At 51.2% G+C, this 17,019-nt stretch carries 9 protein-coding genes; 6 read left to right on the plus strand and 3 right to left on the minus strand.

Translation table 11 applies throughout. The features are described 5' to 3' along the window. The first annotated feature begins 27 nt into the window (after positions 1 to 27). The 3 genes from Q1A04_RS13785 to Q1A04_RS13795 are packed head-to-tail and all read left to right on the plus strand — an operon-like array spanning position 28 to position 7,089. Positions 28 to 4,122: an ice-binding family protein gene (locus Q1A04_RS13785; protein WP_299706936.1), complete on the plus strand. Its 4,095-nt coding sequence runs from the start codon at positions 28 to 30 to the stop codon at positions 4,120 to 4,122. A gap of 33 nt (positions 4,123 to 4,155) precedes the next feature. Continuing rightward, positions 4,156 to 5,091, plus strand: a complete 936-nt coding sequence (locus Q1A04_RS13790; RefSeq protein WP_299706939.1) for a type IX secretion system membrane protein PorP/SprF — start codon at positions 4,156 to 4,158, stop codon at positions 5,089 to 5,091. A gap of 18 nt (positions 5,092 to 5,109) precedes the next feature. Continuing rightward, entirely contained in the window at positions 5,110 to 7,089 is a 1,980-nt protein-coding gene (locus tag Q1A04_RS13795; RefSeq protein ID WP_299706941.1) for an OmpA family protein, read from the plus strand. Positions 7,090 to 7,174: 85 nt separating this feature from the next. Here the strand turns inward: Q1A04_RS13795 and Q1A04_RS13800 are convergent, their stop codons facing one another. Next, the gene (locus tag Q1A04_RS13800) at positions 7,175 to 8,374 is read right to left on the minus strand and encodes a PQQ-dependent sugar dehydrogenase (protein ID WP_299706943.1); all 1,200 of its coding nucleotides are present in this window, start codon (positions 8,372 to 8,374) and stop codon (positions 7,175 to 7,177) included. Between the two features lie 155 nt (positions 8,375 to 8,529). Between Q1A04_RS13800 and Q1A04_RS13805 the strand changes: the two genes are divergently transcribed. Next, a complete protein-coding gene (locus Q1A04_RS13805) occupies positions 8,530 to 10,830 on the plus strand; it encodes a TonB-dependent receptor (protein WP_299706945.1) in 2,301 nt (766 codons plus the stop codon). Between the two features lies 1 nt (position 10,831). Here Q1A04_RS13805 and Q1A04_RS13810 read toward each other — a convergent pair whose 3' ends face one another. Both Q1A04_RS13810 and gcvP read right to left on the minus strand, forming a co-directional pair. Further along, positions 10,832 to 11,434 (minus strand): DUF4136 domain-containing protein, encoded by a 603-nt coding sequence (locus Q1A04_RS13810; RefSeq protein ID WP_299706946.1) that lies wholly within the window; start codon positions 11,432 to 11,434, stop codon positions 10,832 to 10,834. Between the two features lie 331 nt (positions 11,435 to 11,765). Then, positions 11,766 to 14,684: an aminomethyl-transferring glycine dehydrogenase gene (gene gcvP, locus Q1A04_RS13815; RefSeq protein ID WP_299706947.1), complete on the minus strand. Its 2,919-nt coding sequence runs from the start codon at positions 14,682 to 14,684 to the stop codon at positions 11,766 to 11,768. Between the two features lie 256 nt (positions 14,685 to 14,940). Between gcvP and Q1A04_RS13820 the strand changes: the two genes are divergently transcribed. Together Q1A04_RS13820 and Q1A04_RS13825 are read left to right on the plus strand one after the other, a co-directional pair. Continuing rightward, on the plus strand, positions 14,941 to 16,161 hold the full coding sequence (locus Q1A04_RS13820) for an NAD(P)-dependent oxidoreductase (RefSeq protein WP_299706948.1): 1,221 nt from the start codon (positions 14,941 to 14,943) through the stop codon (positions 16,159 to 16,161). Positions 16,162 to 16,484: 323 nt separating this feature from the next. Continuing rightward, entirely contained in the window at positions 16,485 to 16,907 is a 423-nt protein-coding gene (locus Q1A04_RS13825) for a hypothetical protein (protein WP_299706950.1), read from the plus strand. Positions 16,908 to 17,019: the final 112 nt, after the last annotated feature.

The raw sequence follows: 17,019 nt of genomic DNA on the forward strand, positions 1-17,019 counted from the left end.
TTTTCTTTCCCCTTTTAAATTGTCCATATGAGTAGAAATTTACTGCTTCTCATCCTTTTCTTGACTGCGAGCATCACCCTGAGCTTTGGACAGTCAAGCCCAGAATTAGAGCGTGCTGATAACTATGCTATTTTAGCATACAAGCGCGTCGTGAATTTTGGAAACACTGACGTTTATGGCAACTTGGGCTCTGAGACGAGCGGTGCCGTAGTAGATAATGGGAGCCTACGAGTATTTGGAGACTCCGATTTCAAATCCCCGATTATAACAGAAGCATTAAGAGATGCCCAGAATGTTTACGATCAGTATATAAACTACCCTAATCCTAAGCCTCTGTTCTCATATACACTGGGCAATCAGAAACTGGAGCCGGGTGTGTACAAGGTGAACAGAAGCGCTTCGCTAATTGGCGGCCTGACCTTGGATGGGCAGGGTGATCCCAACGCTGTTTTCGTTATAATCATTGAGGGCGACCTTACATCATCCGCAGACAAGACCTATATCAATCTGATAAACGGTGCCCAGCCAAAGAATGTGTTCTGGATTATAAAGGGTGCCGCCGACACAGGAAAGACAAGTCTTTTCCAAGGTACGGTTATAGCCCGCGATGATATTAAGTTTGGAACAGGTGGCGTGGTAATAGGGCGCGCCATATCGCTCACCGGGGAAATAACACTGGATAATAACCTTGTGTTTATGCCTAACATGATCATTGCCAACCTCAGTGTTCAGAAAGAGGCGGAGGACAAAGAGTTTATTTTGAACGGTGAAGTGACCTACACGATCAGGGCCACGAACCTTGGGCCTGACGATGCCAAAGGGGTGGTAGTGAGAGAAGAGGTGCCAGCCGGGCTGGAACTGATAGGAGTGCCTTTCATTTCCAAGGGAACCTACGACCAAGAGACGAACCACTGGTTTATCGGTAATCTCGCAGTGAACGAAATCGTTACCCTGAAGCTGACCTTTAAAATCGTGAACCTAGGCAGCATCAAAAACAAAGTTGTTATTATAGGCGAGAACCCAGACCCATCGCCAGATGAGGATGAGGACGAAGTCGAAATTATTGTTTCGGATATAGGTGTGACCAAAGAACTGGTCGATCCACAAGAAACCTATTATGTGGGCGACATGGTGCGCTATAAGGTGACGGTAAAGAACTACGCCGACCTGATAGAGAAGAATGTAAAGATAAGTGAGCAGCTAGCCGAGGGGCTTCAGTTTATTGACTACGAAGTGGTAGCAGCTGGAGCGGGGACTTACGACCATGAGGTAGGCATTATCCACATACCTGCACTGGCCAACAAGGGCGAGGTTACTTTCTACATCAGAGCCAAACTGATAAAAGCCGGGGAGATCAGTAACGTGGTGTCGATCATCAGCAAAGATCCTGTAAATCCTAATAACCCAAGCAATCCGGATGAGGACTACAAAGACTCTGATCCGGGAAATAACGACGATAAAGTTGTAATACCGGAAGTGCAGTGCCGTCCGAATCCAGAGATCACCATTTCGGTTGGCCCTACCGCTGCTTGCGCAGGTGCTGAGGGCTTGGTATTTAAGGCCACTACCGATGTGATAGGAGGTACTTATACTTGGACCTTGCCTGCAGGTTGGAGATTTGCGGAAGGTACAAACCAGAACAGCAATGAGGTAACGCTGATTGCCGGTCCTGATGGCGGAAGCAAAACCATATCGGTAACTGTGAAGGACCAGTGCAACCAATACAATGCCTCGGACGAGGTAACGGTGAACGTGACCGGCACACCAGACGCGCTGGAGATTACAGGTGGAACAACGGTTTGCTTTAACAGCGATGGCATTACGTTGTCTGCCGCCACTGTGGAGGGCCTTACCTATAAATGGACGGTTGATGAGACACTGGAAATAGTAGACGGAAAAGACACGGAAGCCAGTGTGGTGGTGAGACCTAAAAACCAAAGCCTGCTAGGAGGCAAGGTATACCTGACCGTAACCAATGGCTGTGATCTGAGCAGCATCAGCGAGAAAGTGCTGACTGTGACGCCTGCCCCTGCCACTCCGATTTCCATTATAGGTGATGCCACCGTATGCGCCGGCAAAGAAGTGACCTTTAGAACGGCGGCTATTGCCGGAGCTACCAGCTATACATGGACGCTGCCTACCGGATGGGCTTTCGCAGACGGTTCAGCGGATAATAACACGAATGAAATAGTAGTGGTGCCGGGCACAACAGGCGGCACCCTGCGGGTAACAGCAAATATAGACGCCTGCAACATCAGCAGTGCGGCAGCCGAACTGGAAGTAAGCGTTACTAACGTCCCAGTGGCTCCAGTAGCTATCACTGGTGCAATCAATCCTTGTATCGGTACACAAGTGACTTATACCGTGGCAGATGCGGTGGAGGGAGCCGAATATGTATGGACACTGCCTACAGGCTGGTCATTTGTAGGAAGCAGGACAGGCAGCAGTATTACAGTTAAGGTAGGCACCAGCGTTGCCTCAGGTGAGGTAACAGCCGCAGAGAAAAACGAATGCTTTACAGGACCTGCCGCTACACTTGCCATAACACCGAACAAGAAACCGGAAACACCGGGTAGTATCACGGTACCGGGATCGGATGTATGCGCTATGAGCACAGGCAATGTGTTCAGCATCGAACCTGTGGATGGAGCTACTTCTTATACTTGGACACTGCCTGCGGGCTGGCGCTTCACGGAAGGAACAGCACAGGACGGACCTGAGATTTCAGTGGTGGCCGGCACAGCTGGCGGCACAATCACCGTGAAGGCATCTAATGCCTGCGGAGACAGTGGCTTAAGAAGTATTAATATAAACGTGCTGTCACTTCCGACATTGCCAACAGCGATTGTAGGAAATGCTAACGTGTGCGAAGGTGCTTCCGTGACTTATGAAGTGCCTGTAGTGGCCGGCGTAACATACAACTGGAATGTGCCAACTACCGGTGGCTGGCAAATAGTAGAAGGCAACGGTACAGCGCGTGTGACGATCAAGATCGGAGCCGCCTCCGGCAGTGTGGAGCTGACCGTGACTAATAGCTGCGGTACCAACAGCGCTTCCGTTAGCCTGCCTGTGAACGTGACGAACCTACCAGAGGCTCCGGTGATCAATGGCGCTAGAACAACAGCCTGTATCGGAGAAAAGCTCACTTTTAGCATTGAAGCGCCTGTTAACGGTCTGACTTATACTTGGACTGTGCCGAATACTTGGGCTGCCAGCAGCACGACTGGTACCAGCATCGAAGTAACAGTGGGAGAAGGAAGCGGCGACATCACGGTGTTTGCTAAGAACCAGTGCGGCGATGGCGCTGTGGGACGACTGGCTGTTAGTCCGACGCTACCGCCGGCCACACCGGGTAACATCATCAGCAACATGAATGTGTGTTTGAACAGTACAGGTAATGCCTTTAGTATAACCGCTGTGGAGGGTGCCACTTCTTATGAGTGGGAAGTCACCGGTGGCCTGACAATTGAAGGGGACAACACGGGCACCAGCATTACGGTAGCAGCCGCTGAAACTGGTGGAGAGGTGCGCGTGCGGGCAATCGGAGCGTGCGGCATGAGCGACTGGTCTGTACTGAATGTCAACCTGAGCCTGCCACCGGCACCTGTTACCCTTATCACCGACAACAGCAATGTATGCGACGGCCTGATCTTTACGGCTGATCCGGTTGAGGGCGCTACGTCTTATACATGGACTGTGACAGAAGGCTTCACCATAGAGTCAGGTCAGGGCACCACCACCATTAAAGTTAAGGCCAGCAACGTGAACGCGACAGGCCGGGTGAGTGTGATCGCCTATAACGGTAGCTGCGAAGGTTCAGCTGAGTACAGCATCGAAATAGATGCCAAGGTAGCTGATGGCCAGTTGGACTTCCCGAAAGCCTTCAGCCCGAACGGTGACGGCAAGAACGATACGTGGCTGGTGAAAAACCTCGAGAAATTCCCGGACAATGACATGGTGATCTTCAACCGCTGGGGCTCTGAGGTGTTCAAGCAGAAAAACTACAAGAATGACTGGGCCGCCAAAGGGTTGGAACAGGGTACTTACTTCTATAAGGTAAGGGTGAAACTGTGTGATGGTGTATACAGAGACTACAGCGGTTACATCACCATCTTCCGATAAGAGAGCACAATGACTTTTGAAAAATTTATTACCATGAGAATACTTTATACCCTGCTGGCCCTACTGCTCACTTTCGGAGCTAGTGCCCAGCAAAACCCGCAGTACTCGCAGTACATTTTTAACAGCATGGCCATCAACCCGGCTTATACCGGCACGAAGGGGGTGCTAAACATCAACGCCTTCCATCGTTCGCAGTGGACGGGCCTCGATGGAGCTCCCACTACACAGGCCTTGAGTATAGACGGCATCAGAAGTGAGGGCCGCCTTGGTCTGGGCATGAACTTTACCCGCGACAAGATAGGTGCTTACTCCACTACCTCGGCCTACGCCAACGCCGCCGCCAGAGTAGCAGTGAGTGAGCGTGGTGTACTGAGCCTTGGCATCGCAGCCGGCGTGGTGCAGAGCATCATGGACGGAACGGAGTTTGGTGTGCAAGACGATCCGAGCATTCCGCCCACCAAAGACGTTTTCTATCGTCCGGATGTGAAACTGGGCATCTACTTTAATTCGACGCGATTCTATGCCGGACTTTCTGCTTCGGATATTATCCAGTACAAAGACGTTTTTCAAATTGAGCCGATCCGACACTATTACTTCACGTCAGGTTATGTGTTCGATGTGAGCAGCTTTGTGAAGTTGAAGCCAAGCATACTTATTAAGGAGGATTTTCATGCGCCCGCCAACGTGGACTTGAATGGTTTCGTGCTGTTGGGCGACCGCCTGTGGCTGGGCAGCTCTTACCGCACCAGCATGAATCTGTTTAACAAGAACCCCGAAATGGAACCTGTGAACAAGCGCACGGCCATGGCCCTGATTGCCGAACTGCAGGTAACCAACGCGTTGCGCCTAGGCTACTCTTATGACCGCATGCTCAACGACCTGAAAGGCTTCCACTCACATGAGATTTCGGTAGGCTACTACTTCTTCAAGAAGCAGGACACCAAAATGATGACGCCGCAATACTTTTAACAATAGCTCAATCCGCTTATGAATTTCAGACATATACCCTTATACCTGATAGCTGCCCTTATGCTGGGCGTGGCCCCTGCCGCAGAGGCACAGCAGGAGCTTCGCAAGGCAAACAAGCACTACGAGAAGTTTGAGTTTGCGCTGGCGCTGGAGCAATACCAGAAGGCCGCCGAGAAGCGCAAGCCCGATGTGAAAACCACAGAGCGCATTGCCGACTCTTATCGCCTGACCCGCCGCTCTGCGGAGGCAGAAAAGTGGTATGGGCAGGTGGTGGCTATGCCGGGTCGTGACCCCATGAATATTTTCCACTACGCTGAGGCGCTTCGCAGCAACGGTAAGTACGAGGAGGCCAAGCAGCAGTATATGCTGTGGGCCGAAGAGGTGCCGGAAGTGGAGGAACGGGCACAAGCCTTAGTGGAGTCATGTGACAAGGCGATTGTTTGGATGACGCGCCTTCCGTTAGCCGAGGTGCAGCGTCTAGACGGGCTGAATGCGCAGGGTTATTCTGATTTTAGCCCGATGAACTACGGTAAGAATGGCATTATCTTTACCTCTGACCGAGGTATAAACCAAGAGGACAAAACTGCTGGCACTTACGGCTGGACCGGCCGCCCCTACCTGCAGCTGTTCATGGCCAGCCGCGACGACAATGGCAACTGGGGAAAACCGACTGCCCTGCATGAAATGATAAACGATCAGTACCACAACGCCACCGCCTCGGCTAGCGAAGATGGGCAAACACTCTACTTCACGCGCACGCAGCTGGTGCAAAAGCGCAATTCCGGCAACTCCGACCCGACTAGTTGGGTGGACAATTCTCAGGCACAGACCTACATCAACCGATTGGAGATATTCGCGGCTCAGAGACGAGGCACTACTTGGGCAGATATTAAGCCGTTTAGCTACAATAATGTAGAGGAGTACTCAGTAGGGCATCCCGCCCTGTCACCCGATGGAAAGACCATGTACTTCGTATCGGATATGCCGGGCGGTATGGGTGAGACGGACATCTACTATACCTTGCTTCAGCCGGATGGAAGCTGGGGAGAGCCTGTGAATGCCGGTATTCTCATCAACACAACGGGCCGCGAGAGTTTCCCTTATGTGGATCAGAACGGCAAACTCTACTTCTCCTCTGACGGGCACATTGGCATGGGCGGCTTGGATATTTTCGCAGCAGAGGGCAAACACGCCGCTTGGACTGCCGTGAACAACTTGGGCTATCCGGTTAACTCGCCCAAGAACGACTATGGCATAATGTTCAACGAAGACGGCGAGACTGGCCTATTGTCCTCCAACCGCGAAGGGCAAAACGGAACAGACGACATCTACAGCTTCACGATTTTGCAGCAGCCTGTGGTGCTAGCTGTGACTACACTGGAGCGCAAGCAAAATGAGCAGAAGCGTAATATACAGGTAGCATTGCCGCAGGTGCAATTAGTGATCTCGCAGAAGAACCTAAATGATACCAGTGTAGTTACCACAAATACAAGGGGGCAGTACTTTATGGATGGCCGTAAAGGAAATTCCTACGCGCTGCAGGGCACTAAGCAAGGTTACCTAAACCAGAACACAACGGTAGAGGTGCCAAAAACGGCAGCTGATACGGTGCAGGTGGCGCTCGTTTTCGATCGAGATGAAAAGGACGTGGCGATTGTGCTAGAGAATATCTACTACGATCTGGATAAGTGGGATATCCGTCCGGATGCCGCCAAGGAGCTCGACAAACTGGCGGAAGTGCTGGAAGCGAACCCAACTATCAAGATGGAGCTGAGCTCGCATACTGACAGCCGCGAGAGTCTGAAGTATAACCAGTTGCTGTCAGAGCGCAGAGCGCAGGCCGCCGTGGACTACCTGATCTCGAAAGGTATAGCCAAAGACAGACTGACTGCGAAAGGCTATGGCAAGACTAAGTTGGTGAATGATTGTACGGATGGCGTGACGTGTCCTGAAGATCTACACCAGCAAAACAGAAGAACCGAGTTCCGAATCAGGTAAGAGCTCCCCGGATTAAAATTAAAGTTTCATTAGCTTTCATAGTTTGGAAAGGCTCCGCAGATTCTACGGAGCCTTTTTATTTGTTTTATTTTTTGCCGCCGGTATAGGCAACGCGATAAACCACACCGTTAGAGTCGTCAGTTATCAGCAAGGAGCCATCGGTATGTGTGACTAATCCAACTACACGGCCAAACTGCGCCTTATCACCGTCCACCAAAAAGCCGGTCACAAAATCCACAAACTCTTTAGGCTGACCGTTCTCGAACCGGATGCGGGCCACTTTGTAACCGGCAGGCTTGGAGCGGTTCCATGAGCCATGGAATGCCACAAAAGCATCTCCGTTGTACTCCTTCGGAAACTGGTTGCCGCGGTAGAAAATCATGTCGAGGCCGGAACTGTGGGCGGTGTAGGTAAGCAGCGGGTACTTGGTTTTCTTCTTATACTCCTCATAACTCATGTCATCGGGCTGATCGCCGGGGTTCTCTTTGCCTTCGCCGTAGATGTAGGGCCAACCGTAATCAGCGCCTTCTTCTATTTTGTTGAGTTCTTCGCGCTGCTCGTCATCACCGAGCCAGTCTATGCCGTGGTCCATGCCAAACATCTCGCGGGTTTGCGGATGCCAATCGAAACCGAGGGTGTTGCGCAGCCCTTTGGCGTATACCTTGCGGTTTTTGCCGTCGAGGTCGGCCTGCAGAATGGTAGCATGTTCTTTATTGGGCTCGTCACAGGCATTGCAGGTGCTTCCGATGGAGATGTAGAGCTTGTTGTCCTGCCCGATGCGCAGCGTGCGGTTCGGGTGTTGGCCGCCGTCTGGCAGGTCATCCAAGAGAAGTTGCAATTCCGACAGGCTGCCATCTTTGTTGATGTTGGCGGTATACAATTCCTTCACAGTGGCCAGCCAGATCTTGTTGTCCTTTATGGCAATGCCGTGCATGCGCTCTTTAGTAGCTACCACTTTCTTTTCATCGGCTTTGCCGTCTTTATTAGTGTCGCGGAGCATGGTTACGGTGCCTTTGTCGCGGTCCGTCACATAGACCACTCCATCGTTGCTCACGGCAATCATGCGGGGTTTGTTGAGTCCCTCGGCGAATTTAGTGATCTGAAAACCTGCCGGAACTTTGAGCTGTCTAACCCGAGCATCGGTGGCATCAACGCGAGCAGGTTTAAAAATGTGTCCTTCCACAGAAGCGCTGATTGGTTTCTCATCTTCCTGTGCAAAGACTGGAGTGCCGATAAGCGCCAGTGCCAAAGCCAGTGGAGCAGTGGTTGTAAGTATTTTCTTCATAGTTTTGATTCGGTTAAGTTCGCAGAGAATTAGTTGTATTTTGTTTTAACCGAATGCCAGCTATGATTGTTGCAATCCGATAGAACATAGCAATTCGTGCATAACTCTAACCCAAATAAGGAATAGCCCGTTTTGTTAGCAGCTAACTTGTCTACATGAATCAACCATTACTACCGTTCCGCTACTTCTTTCTGACCACCCTATTGCTTCTGCCCCTGCTTAGTTATGCCCAGCAGCGGGTAGCAGGCCAAGTTCTCAACGCCCAGACGCGGCAAGCACTGGAGGGAGTTACCATCACGGCCAATACCGGCGAGCAAACCTTAACCAGTTCCATGGGGCGCTTCGCGCTGGAAATTTCTGACAGAGCCGCCTTTTTACTGATATCGCACATCGGGTATGAGTCGGACACGATTTCTTTACAGCAAGCCCAACAAGGTATAGCGCTTCAGGTATACCTGCAGCCACAAGCGGCGAGTCTTTCAGAAGTGGTCGTGACGGGCTATGAAAGCAACCGCCCTTTGCTGGAAACAGCGGGTGCACTGAGCGTTATTGATCGGGAAGTGATTCAGCGCTTTGATGAGAGCTCGCTGGTGCGGGCCGTGAATACGGTGCCAGGTGTGCGGATGGAAGAAAGGGCTACGGCCAGCTACCGGCTCTCCATCAGGGGGAGCAGTTTGCGATCGCCTTATGGAATCCGCAACGTGAAGGTATACCTAGGCGAGATTCCGCTTACCGAATCGAATGGGATTACCAACCTGAACCTGTATGATGCCGCAAACTTCAGCCGCATGGAGATTCTGAAAGGTCCGACAGGCAGCATTTACGGAGCAGGAACAGGCGGCACGGTATTGCTGGAGCCTCGCAGGGCAGCTCCCGGGGAGAAGGTTTTTCAAGTTGGCACTACCATTGGCTCATTCGGACTGCAGCGCTATACCGCTAGCGCCAGCGTGGGCAGCGAGAAGCAGAGTATGTTTGTGCAGTATACCCGCCAGCGACTGGATGGCTACCGCGAGCAGTCTGCCATGGACCGCGAGACGCTCCTGCTCACTTCTACCTTCAACCCATCTGACCGAAGCACGATCCGGGCCAACCTAATTTACTCTGATCTTTTCTATGAACTTCCCGGCGGACTGACGGAGGAGCAGTATGAACAGGCCCCGCGGCAGGCCCGCGGCGGAATGTTCGGGAGCGTAGCCCAAAATGCATCCATGAACCAGAAAGGCGTGAACATCGGCCTATCACAGGAGTACCGCTTCAGTGACAACTGGAAAAACGCCACTGCCCTGTATGGCTTGTTCAGGTATAGAGATCACCCGTTTAACACCGACTATGAGCGCAACACCAACCAAGAGTATGGTGCCCGCAGCCGTTTTGTCTATAATACCAACTTTGGCGAGGTCGCAACGACGTTAACTTTCGGGGGTGAATACCAACGCGGTTTCGAAGCGGCCCGCACCTACGACAACAACCAAGGTATAACCGGTTCGCTCCGCACCGACGATGAAGTGCTAGCCAAGACCGGCTTACTATTCACACAAGCAGAGTTCGAACTGCCTAGTAATTGGATCGTAACCACTGCCCTGAGTCTGAACGACACCAAGTATGAGATCACGCGCCTGCACCAAGCCCCAACCGGCGAGCCTTACGAGTTTACCCGCGATTTCAGTGCCGTGCTTTCGCCAAGGGTGGCTGTGTTGAAACGATTGTCAGAACAGGTATCAGTGCATGGTAGTGTGAGTGCGGGCTTCTCGCCACCTTCTGAGGAAGAACTGCTTACCTCTGACGGGGCCTTAAACCAAGACTTGGAAGCGGAGAAGGGCATCAATTACGAAGCAGGTATACGCGGCTATACCTTGGGCAGAAAGCTCAGCTTCGATGTGGTGGCCTTTCATTTCCGGTTGCGCGAAACCATCGTGAGCCGACAGGACCTATCGAGCATTGCTGTTTTCCGTAACGTGGGGGCTACTTCGCAAAGCGGTCTCGAAACAGCACTGGGCTATACCTTGCTAGAAGATGCCACCCAGCCTATTAGTCTGCTCAAGGTATGGAGCAGCTATACCTACAGCCACTTCCGCTTCCGCGATTACAAGAAGGACGACACCGACCTGAGCGACAACCAACTCACCGGCGTGGCCCCACATACCTTAACCGCAGGTCTTGACATGGCTACCCGTTTCGGGCTATACCTAAATCTGACCGCCAATTACGTGGACGAGATTCCGCTTACAGACGAGAATACGGTTTATGCGGAAGCCTACCTTGTGGCAGGAGCACGACTCGGTTTGAGACGAGAACTGGGGAATCACTTCTTGCTGGATATCTTTGCGGGCTCTGAGAACCTGACCGATCAGAAGTATAGCTTAGGCAACGACCTGAATGCCTTCGGCGGACGCTACTTTCAACCGGCATCTCCACGTAACTACTACGGCGGCTTCAGTTTGTCTTATCGACTATAAGTTACCGTGAAACTGGCCTATTAGCTGCTGGTCTGTTAGGCGGGTACAGCGAGAGAATACTGATTATAGACCTTCTAATTTTGCTTTCGTCCGTCTGCGTCACATTGATATCGCCTACTGCGACGCCACGCCATACTAGTTGATTGGTGCTAGCCGAAATTAGATCAATGAGCATGGTTCCGGGCGTGTACTGCCCCACAGGTCTGTATTCCGGGAAATCGGTGGTAGTATAGTTGAAACGGTAGCCAAACCAGTAAGCATACCCAAAGTCAGGAGAAGCAGTAGCAGGGTCTTGCGCCACAGATACATCATAGGCAACAAGCAAATCCGGGTTTTCACTATCTGGTGTCAGGCCTTTTTTAACCAGCTCCGAAGCTATGGCATCGCGTACCCGCCTGTCGAGGAGTGGCTCATAGGTGTTGGGGTCGGCTGAAGAATTGCCCTCAACAGGCTCTAGCAACGCAAACGTTCGGTATACTTGGAAATCCACGCTCCGGTCGTGCGTGCTGTCAGCCATAATAGAGGGTATACAACCACTGAGGCCAATCAGTAAGGCAGGTATAAGGTATAGCCAATGTTTCAGGTTAGGTATAGCGTCTCGCATAGAACTGTCGGTTTATGTACACAATCAATACAACAGGTATACGGTATGATGCAACTAGTAGGTATAGAAGTAAGGGTAGGGACTTTGTCGGTATCTGGAAGTGATTAGCTATATTGTCATCTCGAAAGCATTGAAAGAACTTATCATCTGCATAATATTTTCAGATTTCTCCAAAGGCCGAAATAATATAAAAGCTTAAGTTGAAAGATTTGGGGTTTAGGAACGTTTGAGTGCTAAAGTGGAAGAAGTTAACTGACATGAGATCTACCCTCCAAAAACAAAAAAGCCTGACCGTTATGGTCAGGCTTTTCAGGTATAGGGTTGGAACGGGTTAGCCGATGGCTACCATCTCATTGCCATTTTCGTTGTATGCCTCGATCGGAGCGCAAGAGCAAACCAAGTTACGGTCGCCGTAAGCGCTGTCGATGCGGCTCACCGTTGGCCATACCTTGTTATCGCGCAGGAAAGCCATTGGGAATACGGCCTTCTCACGTGAGTAAGGCCGCTCCCAGTTCTCCACCATCGCTACTTTCAGAGTATGCGGCGCGTTCTTCAGCACGTTGTTTTTCTGGTCAGCCTTGCCAGCTTCAATCTCACGAATCTCCTCACGGATCGAGATCATCACGTCGCAGAATCTGTCCAGTTCTTCCTGTGCCTCCGATTCGGTTGGCTCCACCATCAGCGTGCCCGCTACCGGGAACGATACCGTTGGCGCATGGAAACCATAGTCCATCAGACGCTTCGCGATATCCTCTACCTCTACGCCGAACTTTTTGAACTCGCGGCAATCGAGGATCATCTCGTGCGCGCAACGGCCGTTGGCACCTACATACAGCACCGGATAGTGTTTCTCCAGACGCGCCTTGATGTAGTTGGCGTTCAAGATCGCCACTTTGGTAGCTTCTGTCAAACCTTCGCCGCCCATCATCGCGATGTAAGCATAAGAGATTGGCAGGATAGAAGCAGAACCCCAAGGAGCGGCTGAAATTGCGTTGATGGCCTCTTTGCGGCCTAAGTCAACCACAGCATGACCCGGCAGGAACGGAGCCAGATCTTTTACCACACCAATTGGACCCATGCCAGGACCACCGCCACCGTGAGGGATGCAGAAAGTCTTGTGCAGGTTCAGGTGACATACGTCAGCACCAATGTGCGCCGGCGAAGTCAAGCCTACCTGAGCGTTCATGTTGGCACCGTCCATATACACACGGCCACCGTTATCGTGAATCACTTGGCAGATCTCGATGATAGACTCTTCATACACACCGTGTGTAGACGGATACGTCACCATGAGACAAGACAGTTCATTCTTGTATTGCTCGGCTTTCGCACGCAGGTCGGCCACGTCGATGTTACCTTTCTCGTCGCACTTCACGATCACTACCTTCATACCGGCCATCACAGCAGAAGCCGGGTTGGTACCGTGTGCAGAAGAAGGAATAAGCGCTACCGTACGGTGATGATCACCGCGTGACTCGTGGTATGCACGGATAACCATCAAACCAGCGTACTCACCCTGCGCACCTGAGTTAGGCTGCAGCGACATCGCGTCGAAACGGGTGATCTCGCAAAGCCAAGCCTCCAAGTTTTTGAAGATCTCAGCATAGCCCTGTGTCTGATCGGCAGGAGCGAATGGGTGCAGCTGCCCGATCTCTGGCCAAGTCACTGGAATCATCTCGGCCGTGGCATTCAGTTTCATGGTGCAAGAGCCCAACGAGATCATGGAGTGAACTAGAGAAATATCCTTGTTCTCTAGGTGCTTCATGTAGCGCAGGATCTCGTGCTCCGAGTGGTGCTTGTTGAATACTTCGTGCGTCAAGTACTCGCTGGTACGGATCAGTTTCTCAGACCAAGTGATCTCCGTATCTTCCGGCAGTTCGTCTATACCCAGTACGTCAGCAGATTTTCCAGCTACTTTTGCAAACACCGCAAGTATAGCTTTCACATCTTCCAGCTCTGTGTTCTGGTGCAGGGAAATACCAATGAAGTTCTCTTCGAAATAACGGAAGTTGATACCTGCCGCTTCTGCTTCTGTGCGGATGGCTGCTTTCATGTCAGCACTTTCCACAGCAATTTTCAGCGTATCAAAATACTGTTCGTTCAATTGCTCAAAGCCAAGGGCTTTCAAACCTTTCTCAAGTTGCTGCGCCAATGCGTGCGTATTCAGACCGATGTACTTCAGGCGGCGTGGGCCATGGTACACGGTATACATACCTGCAATTACGGCCAGCAGTACCTGCGCTGTACAGATGTTGGAAGTTGCTTTCTCACGACGAATGTGTTGCTCGCGTGTCTGCAGCGCCATACGGTAGGCTCTGTCACCAGCGGCGTCTACCGAGATACCAATGATACGACCCGGAATTACACGCTTGAAGGCGTCTTTTGTAGCAAAGTAAGCTGCATGCGGACCACCGAAGCCCATTGGCACACCAAAACGTTGGGTGGTACCTACCACTACGTCGGCACCCATTTCACCCGGAGGTGTTAGGAGTGTTAAAGAAAGAATATCAGCAGCCACGGCTACCAGCATTTCTTGCTCGTGCGCTTTGCTGATGAAATCTGTATAGTCGAAAATGGCACCATCAGCAGCAGGATACTGCACCAGAGCACCAAACAATGTCTCGTCAGAGAAATCCATTTCGCGGTGATCACCAATTACCAGCTCAATGCCGATAGGAATGGCGCGCGAAGTAAGAATGTCCAGTGTTTGCGGCAGCACGAGGTTCGACACGAAGAAGCGGTTGGCATTCTTACGTGCGCCTTTGCGCTGGGCGTAGAACATCCCCATGGCCTCGGCAGCGGCAGTGCCTTCATCCAGCAAAGATGCGTTGGCTATTTCCATACCGGTCAAGTCCATCACCATAGTCTGGTAGTTGATCAGCGCCTCCAAACGGCCCTGCGCGATCTCAGCTTGGTATGGGGTATAGGCAGTATACCAACCCGGGTTCTCCATAATGTTGCGAAGAATCACTGGAGGCATAATGGTGTCGTTGTAACCCAAACCGATATACGACTTGTATACCTTGTTCTTTCTGGCGATCTCACCGAATTGCTTCAGGAAGTTGGTTTCAGAAAGCGCCTTTGGCAGGTTCAGCGGCTTTTTAAGTCTAATGGCGGCCGGTACGGTCTCCTCAATCAGTTGATCCAACGAGTCCACCCCGATGGTTTTAAGCATGTCCTGCATTTGCGCTTTGTCCGGACCGTTGTGGCGCTCCTTAAACGTGTCAGCAGGTTTTGTTTTAAGTATCATAACGATGAAGTATTGATTGGGAATTTGGGATTTTCTATTGCTCTGGAAGACAAGCCAAAGGCGCTCTTTCAGTAATTTCTACAAAAGTAATAGTAATTGTTTATTATATTGAAGCATGAAAGCTAAATAGTTCGGGGTGTGGCGACTGGCCTTTTACACTATTATATAAGGAGCACCTATATATAAGGTATGGCGGTCGGCTTTCCCCAGACTTTCAAACACATCTTGCAGCAGAACAATTCACAAACACGCACCTATGGAAAAAGTTAAGATTGGCATTATCAAGGAAGGCAAAATACCAGTAGACAAGCGCGTACCACTCACCCCAAAAAAGTGTGTGGAAGCCATGCAGGAGTTTCCAAGCGCGGAAGTGGTGATACAACCCAGTGATGTGCGCTGTTTTACCGACGAAGAATATGCTGAACTAGGTATAGCGCTGCAGCAGGACTTGAACGATTGCGACGTGCTGATGGGCGTGAAGGAAGTGCCCATCGAGCAACTGATTCCGGACAAGACTTATTTCTTCTTTTCCCATACCATAAAGAAGCAGCCGCACAATGCCAAACTCCTGCGGGCCGTGCTCGACAAGAACATCACTTTAATAGACTACGAGCTACTGACCAATGCACAAGGGCAGCGGGTAGTAGCCTTCGGCAGGTATGCAGGTATAGTAGGGGCTTATAATGGTATCCTGACCTATGGCAAGAAGTGGAAGCTCTTTGACCTGAAACCCGCTTACCTCTGCCACGAGATGGAGGACATGCAGGAAGAATACTTTAAGGTGAAGCTACCGCCGATAAAGATTGCCGTGACCGGTGGCGGTCGGGTGGCAAGTGGCGCCATGGAAGTGCTCGACAAGATGGGTATAAAAAAAGTGAGCGTGTTCGATTACCTGTACAAGCAGTTCAATGAGCCGGTTTATGCCCAGCTACACTCCGGCGACTACAACAACCGCCCCGATGTAGAGGTGTGGGACTCGCCGGACTTTTATGCGCACCCGGAGCTATACCAGTCCACGTTCCGCAAGTTCACCAAAGTAACCGACCTCCTGATGGCCTGCGCCTACTGGGACCCACGAGCCCCCAAATTATTCTCTGAAGAAGACACCCGAGAACCGGATTTCAAAATCGACACCATCGCTGACATTACCTGCGATGTGGATGGCTCTATACCTACCACCAAACGCGCCACCACGATTACAGAACCTGCCTACGATTACAATCCCGAGACAGGAGAGCTTGAGCCAGCCTTTAGCAGAAAAGACAACATCACCGTCATGGCCGTTGACAACCTGCCCTGCGAACTACCGCGCAACGCCTCCCGCGATTTCGGCCGCCACCTGATAGATAATGTATTCCCGCAGTTTTTTAATAATGATGAAGGGGGTATGCTAAAGCGGGCGACGATAGCTAAAGGGGGAGAGCTGACTGAAAGGTATAAGTACCTGCAGGAATATGCCGAGGCTGCGGCGGTGTAAGGGATAACGTTATATAATAGAAGAGTGACCAAAAAGGGATGGCCTGTGTAGAAGGCCATCCCTTTTTGGTATTGACAAAGCAAAAGAATGAGTTTAGAACAAGGGAAAGAAGAGAAATAGATACAGCCAAAAGAAACCTTTAAACTATATTTAAAATTTTGATGGTGCAACTCAGATAGTTAAACGAAACCAATAGAAAGAAAAGGCCAAAGTTGACAGCGCCCCCTTGCAGGTCCGGGATTTTTTCTGACCTTTGCACTCCCAACACGGTAAAGCGGGTCGGGGAAAGCGAGTGAGAGGGCGGCCGGCGGGGCGGCCAACGGATGATGAAAGCAAAGCCTGAGGCATCCGAGAAATTACTGAAAAAAAACTTTGCCTTGGTTGTTGAAGATGTCAAAACTCTTCCTACCTTTGCAGCCCGCTTCAGCAGGAGGCGTTTCGAGGGCGCGCTAACACAGGCCGGAGAAAAAGAGGGAAAAAAGTTTTCAAAGGGTATTGCAAGTTCGAAAAAGCTTCCTACCTTTGCAACCCGCTCGGAAACGAGCGCTTCTCCGAGCCGAACGGGCCGGGGAGAAAAGAAAAAAAAGATTGAAAAGTTGCTTGGAAGTTGGAAAGTTTTTCCGACCTTTGCACACCGAAAAACAACAGCAGGTTGCTTCGGGAAGCACAAGCGGCGCGCGCCCTATGAGAGATGGGGCGGCTACTGGAAGAGGAAGTCTTCCGAAAGTTCTTTGAGAGATTGTTGAGACAGAAATAGAAAAACAAGATAGGTACATCCGCGCGGGCGGATCTTCGGATTCCCACCGCGTCAATTCACGTGACATTGTCACAGAGAGTAAAAAGGAAAAGGCCGGGGTC

It is taken from the genome of uncultured Pontibacter sp. (assembly GCF_947499215.1).
GTDB lineage: Bacteria > Bacteroidota > Bacteroidia > Cytophagales > Hymenobacteraceae > Pontibacter.

Bases quoted from the DNA above. Each gene is read 5' to 3' on its own strand.
- Q1A04_RS13785 (WP_299706936.1), top strand. From the start codon at position 28: ATGAGTAGAAATTTACTGCTTCTCATCCTTTTCTTGACTGCGAGCATC.
- Q1A04_RS13790 (WP_299706939.1), top strand. From the start codon at position 4,156: ATGAGAATACTTTATACCCTGCTGGCCCTACTGCTCACTTTCGGAGCT.
- Q1A04_RS13795 (WP_299706941.1), top strand. From the start codon at position 5,110: ATGAATTTCAGACATATACCCTTATACCTGATAGCTGCCCTTATGCTG.
- Q1A04_RS13800 (WP_299706943.1), bottom strand. From the start codon at position 8,374: ATGAAGAAAATACTTACAACCACTGCTCCACTGGCTTTGGCACTGGCG.
- Q1A04_RS13805 (WP_299706945.1), top strand. From the start codon at position 8,530: ATGAATCAACCATTACTACCGTTCCGCTACTTCTTTCTGACCACCCTA.
- Q1A04_RS13810 (WP_299706946.1), bottom strand. From the start codon at position 11,434: ATGCGAGACGCTATACCTAACCTGAAACATTGGCTATACCTTATACCT.
- gcvP (WP_299706947.1), bottom strand. From the start codon at position 14,684: ATGATACTTAAAACAAAACCTGCTGACACGTTTAAGGAGCGCCACAAC.
- Q1A04_RS13820 (WP_299706948.1), top strand. From the start codon at position 14,941: ATGGAAAAAGTTAAGATTGGCATTATCAAGGAAGGCAAAATACCAGTA.
- Q1A04_RS13825 (WP_299706950.1), top strand. From the start codon at position 16,485: ATGATGAAAGCAAAGCCTGAGGCATCCGAGAAATTACTGAAAAAAAAC.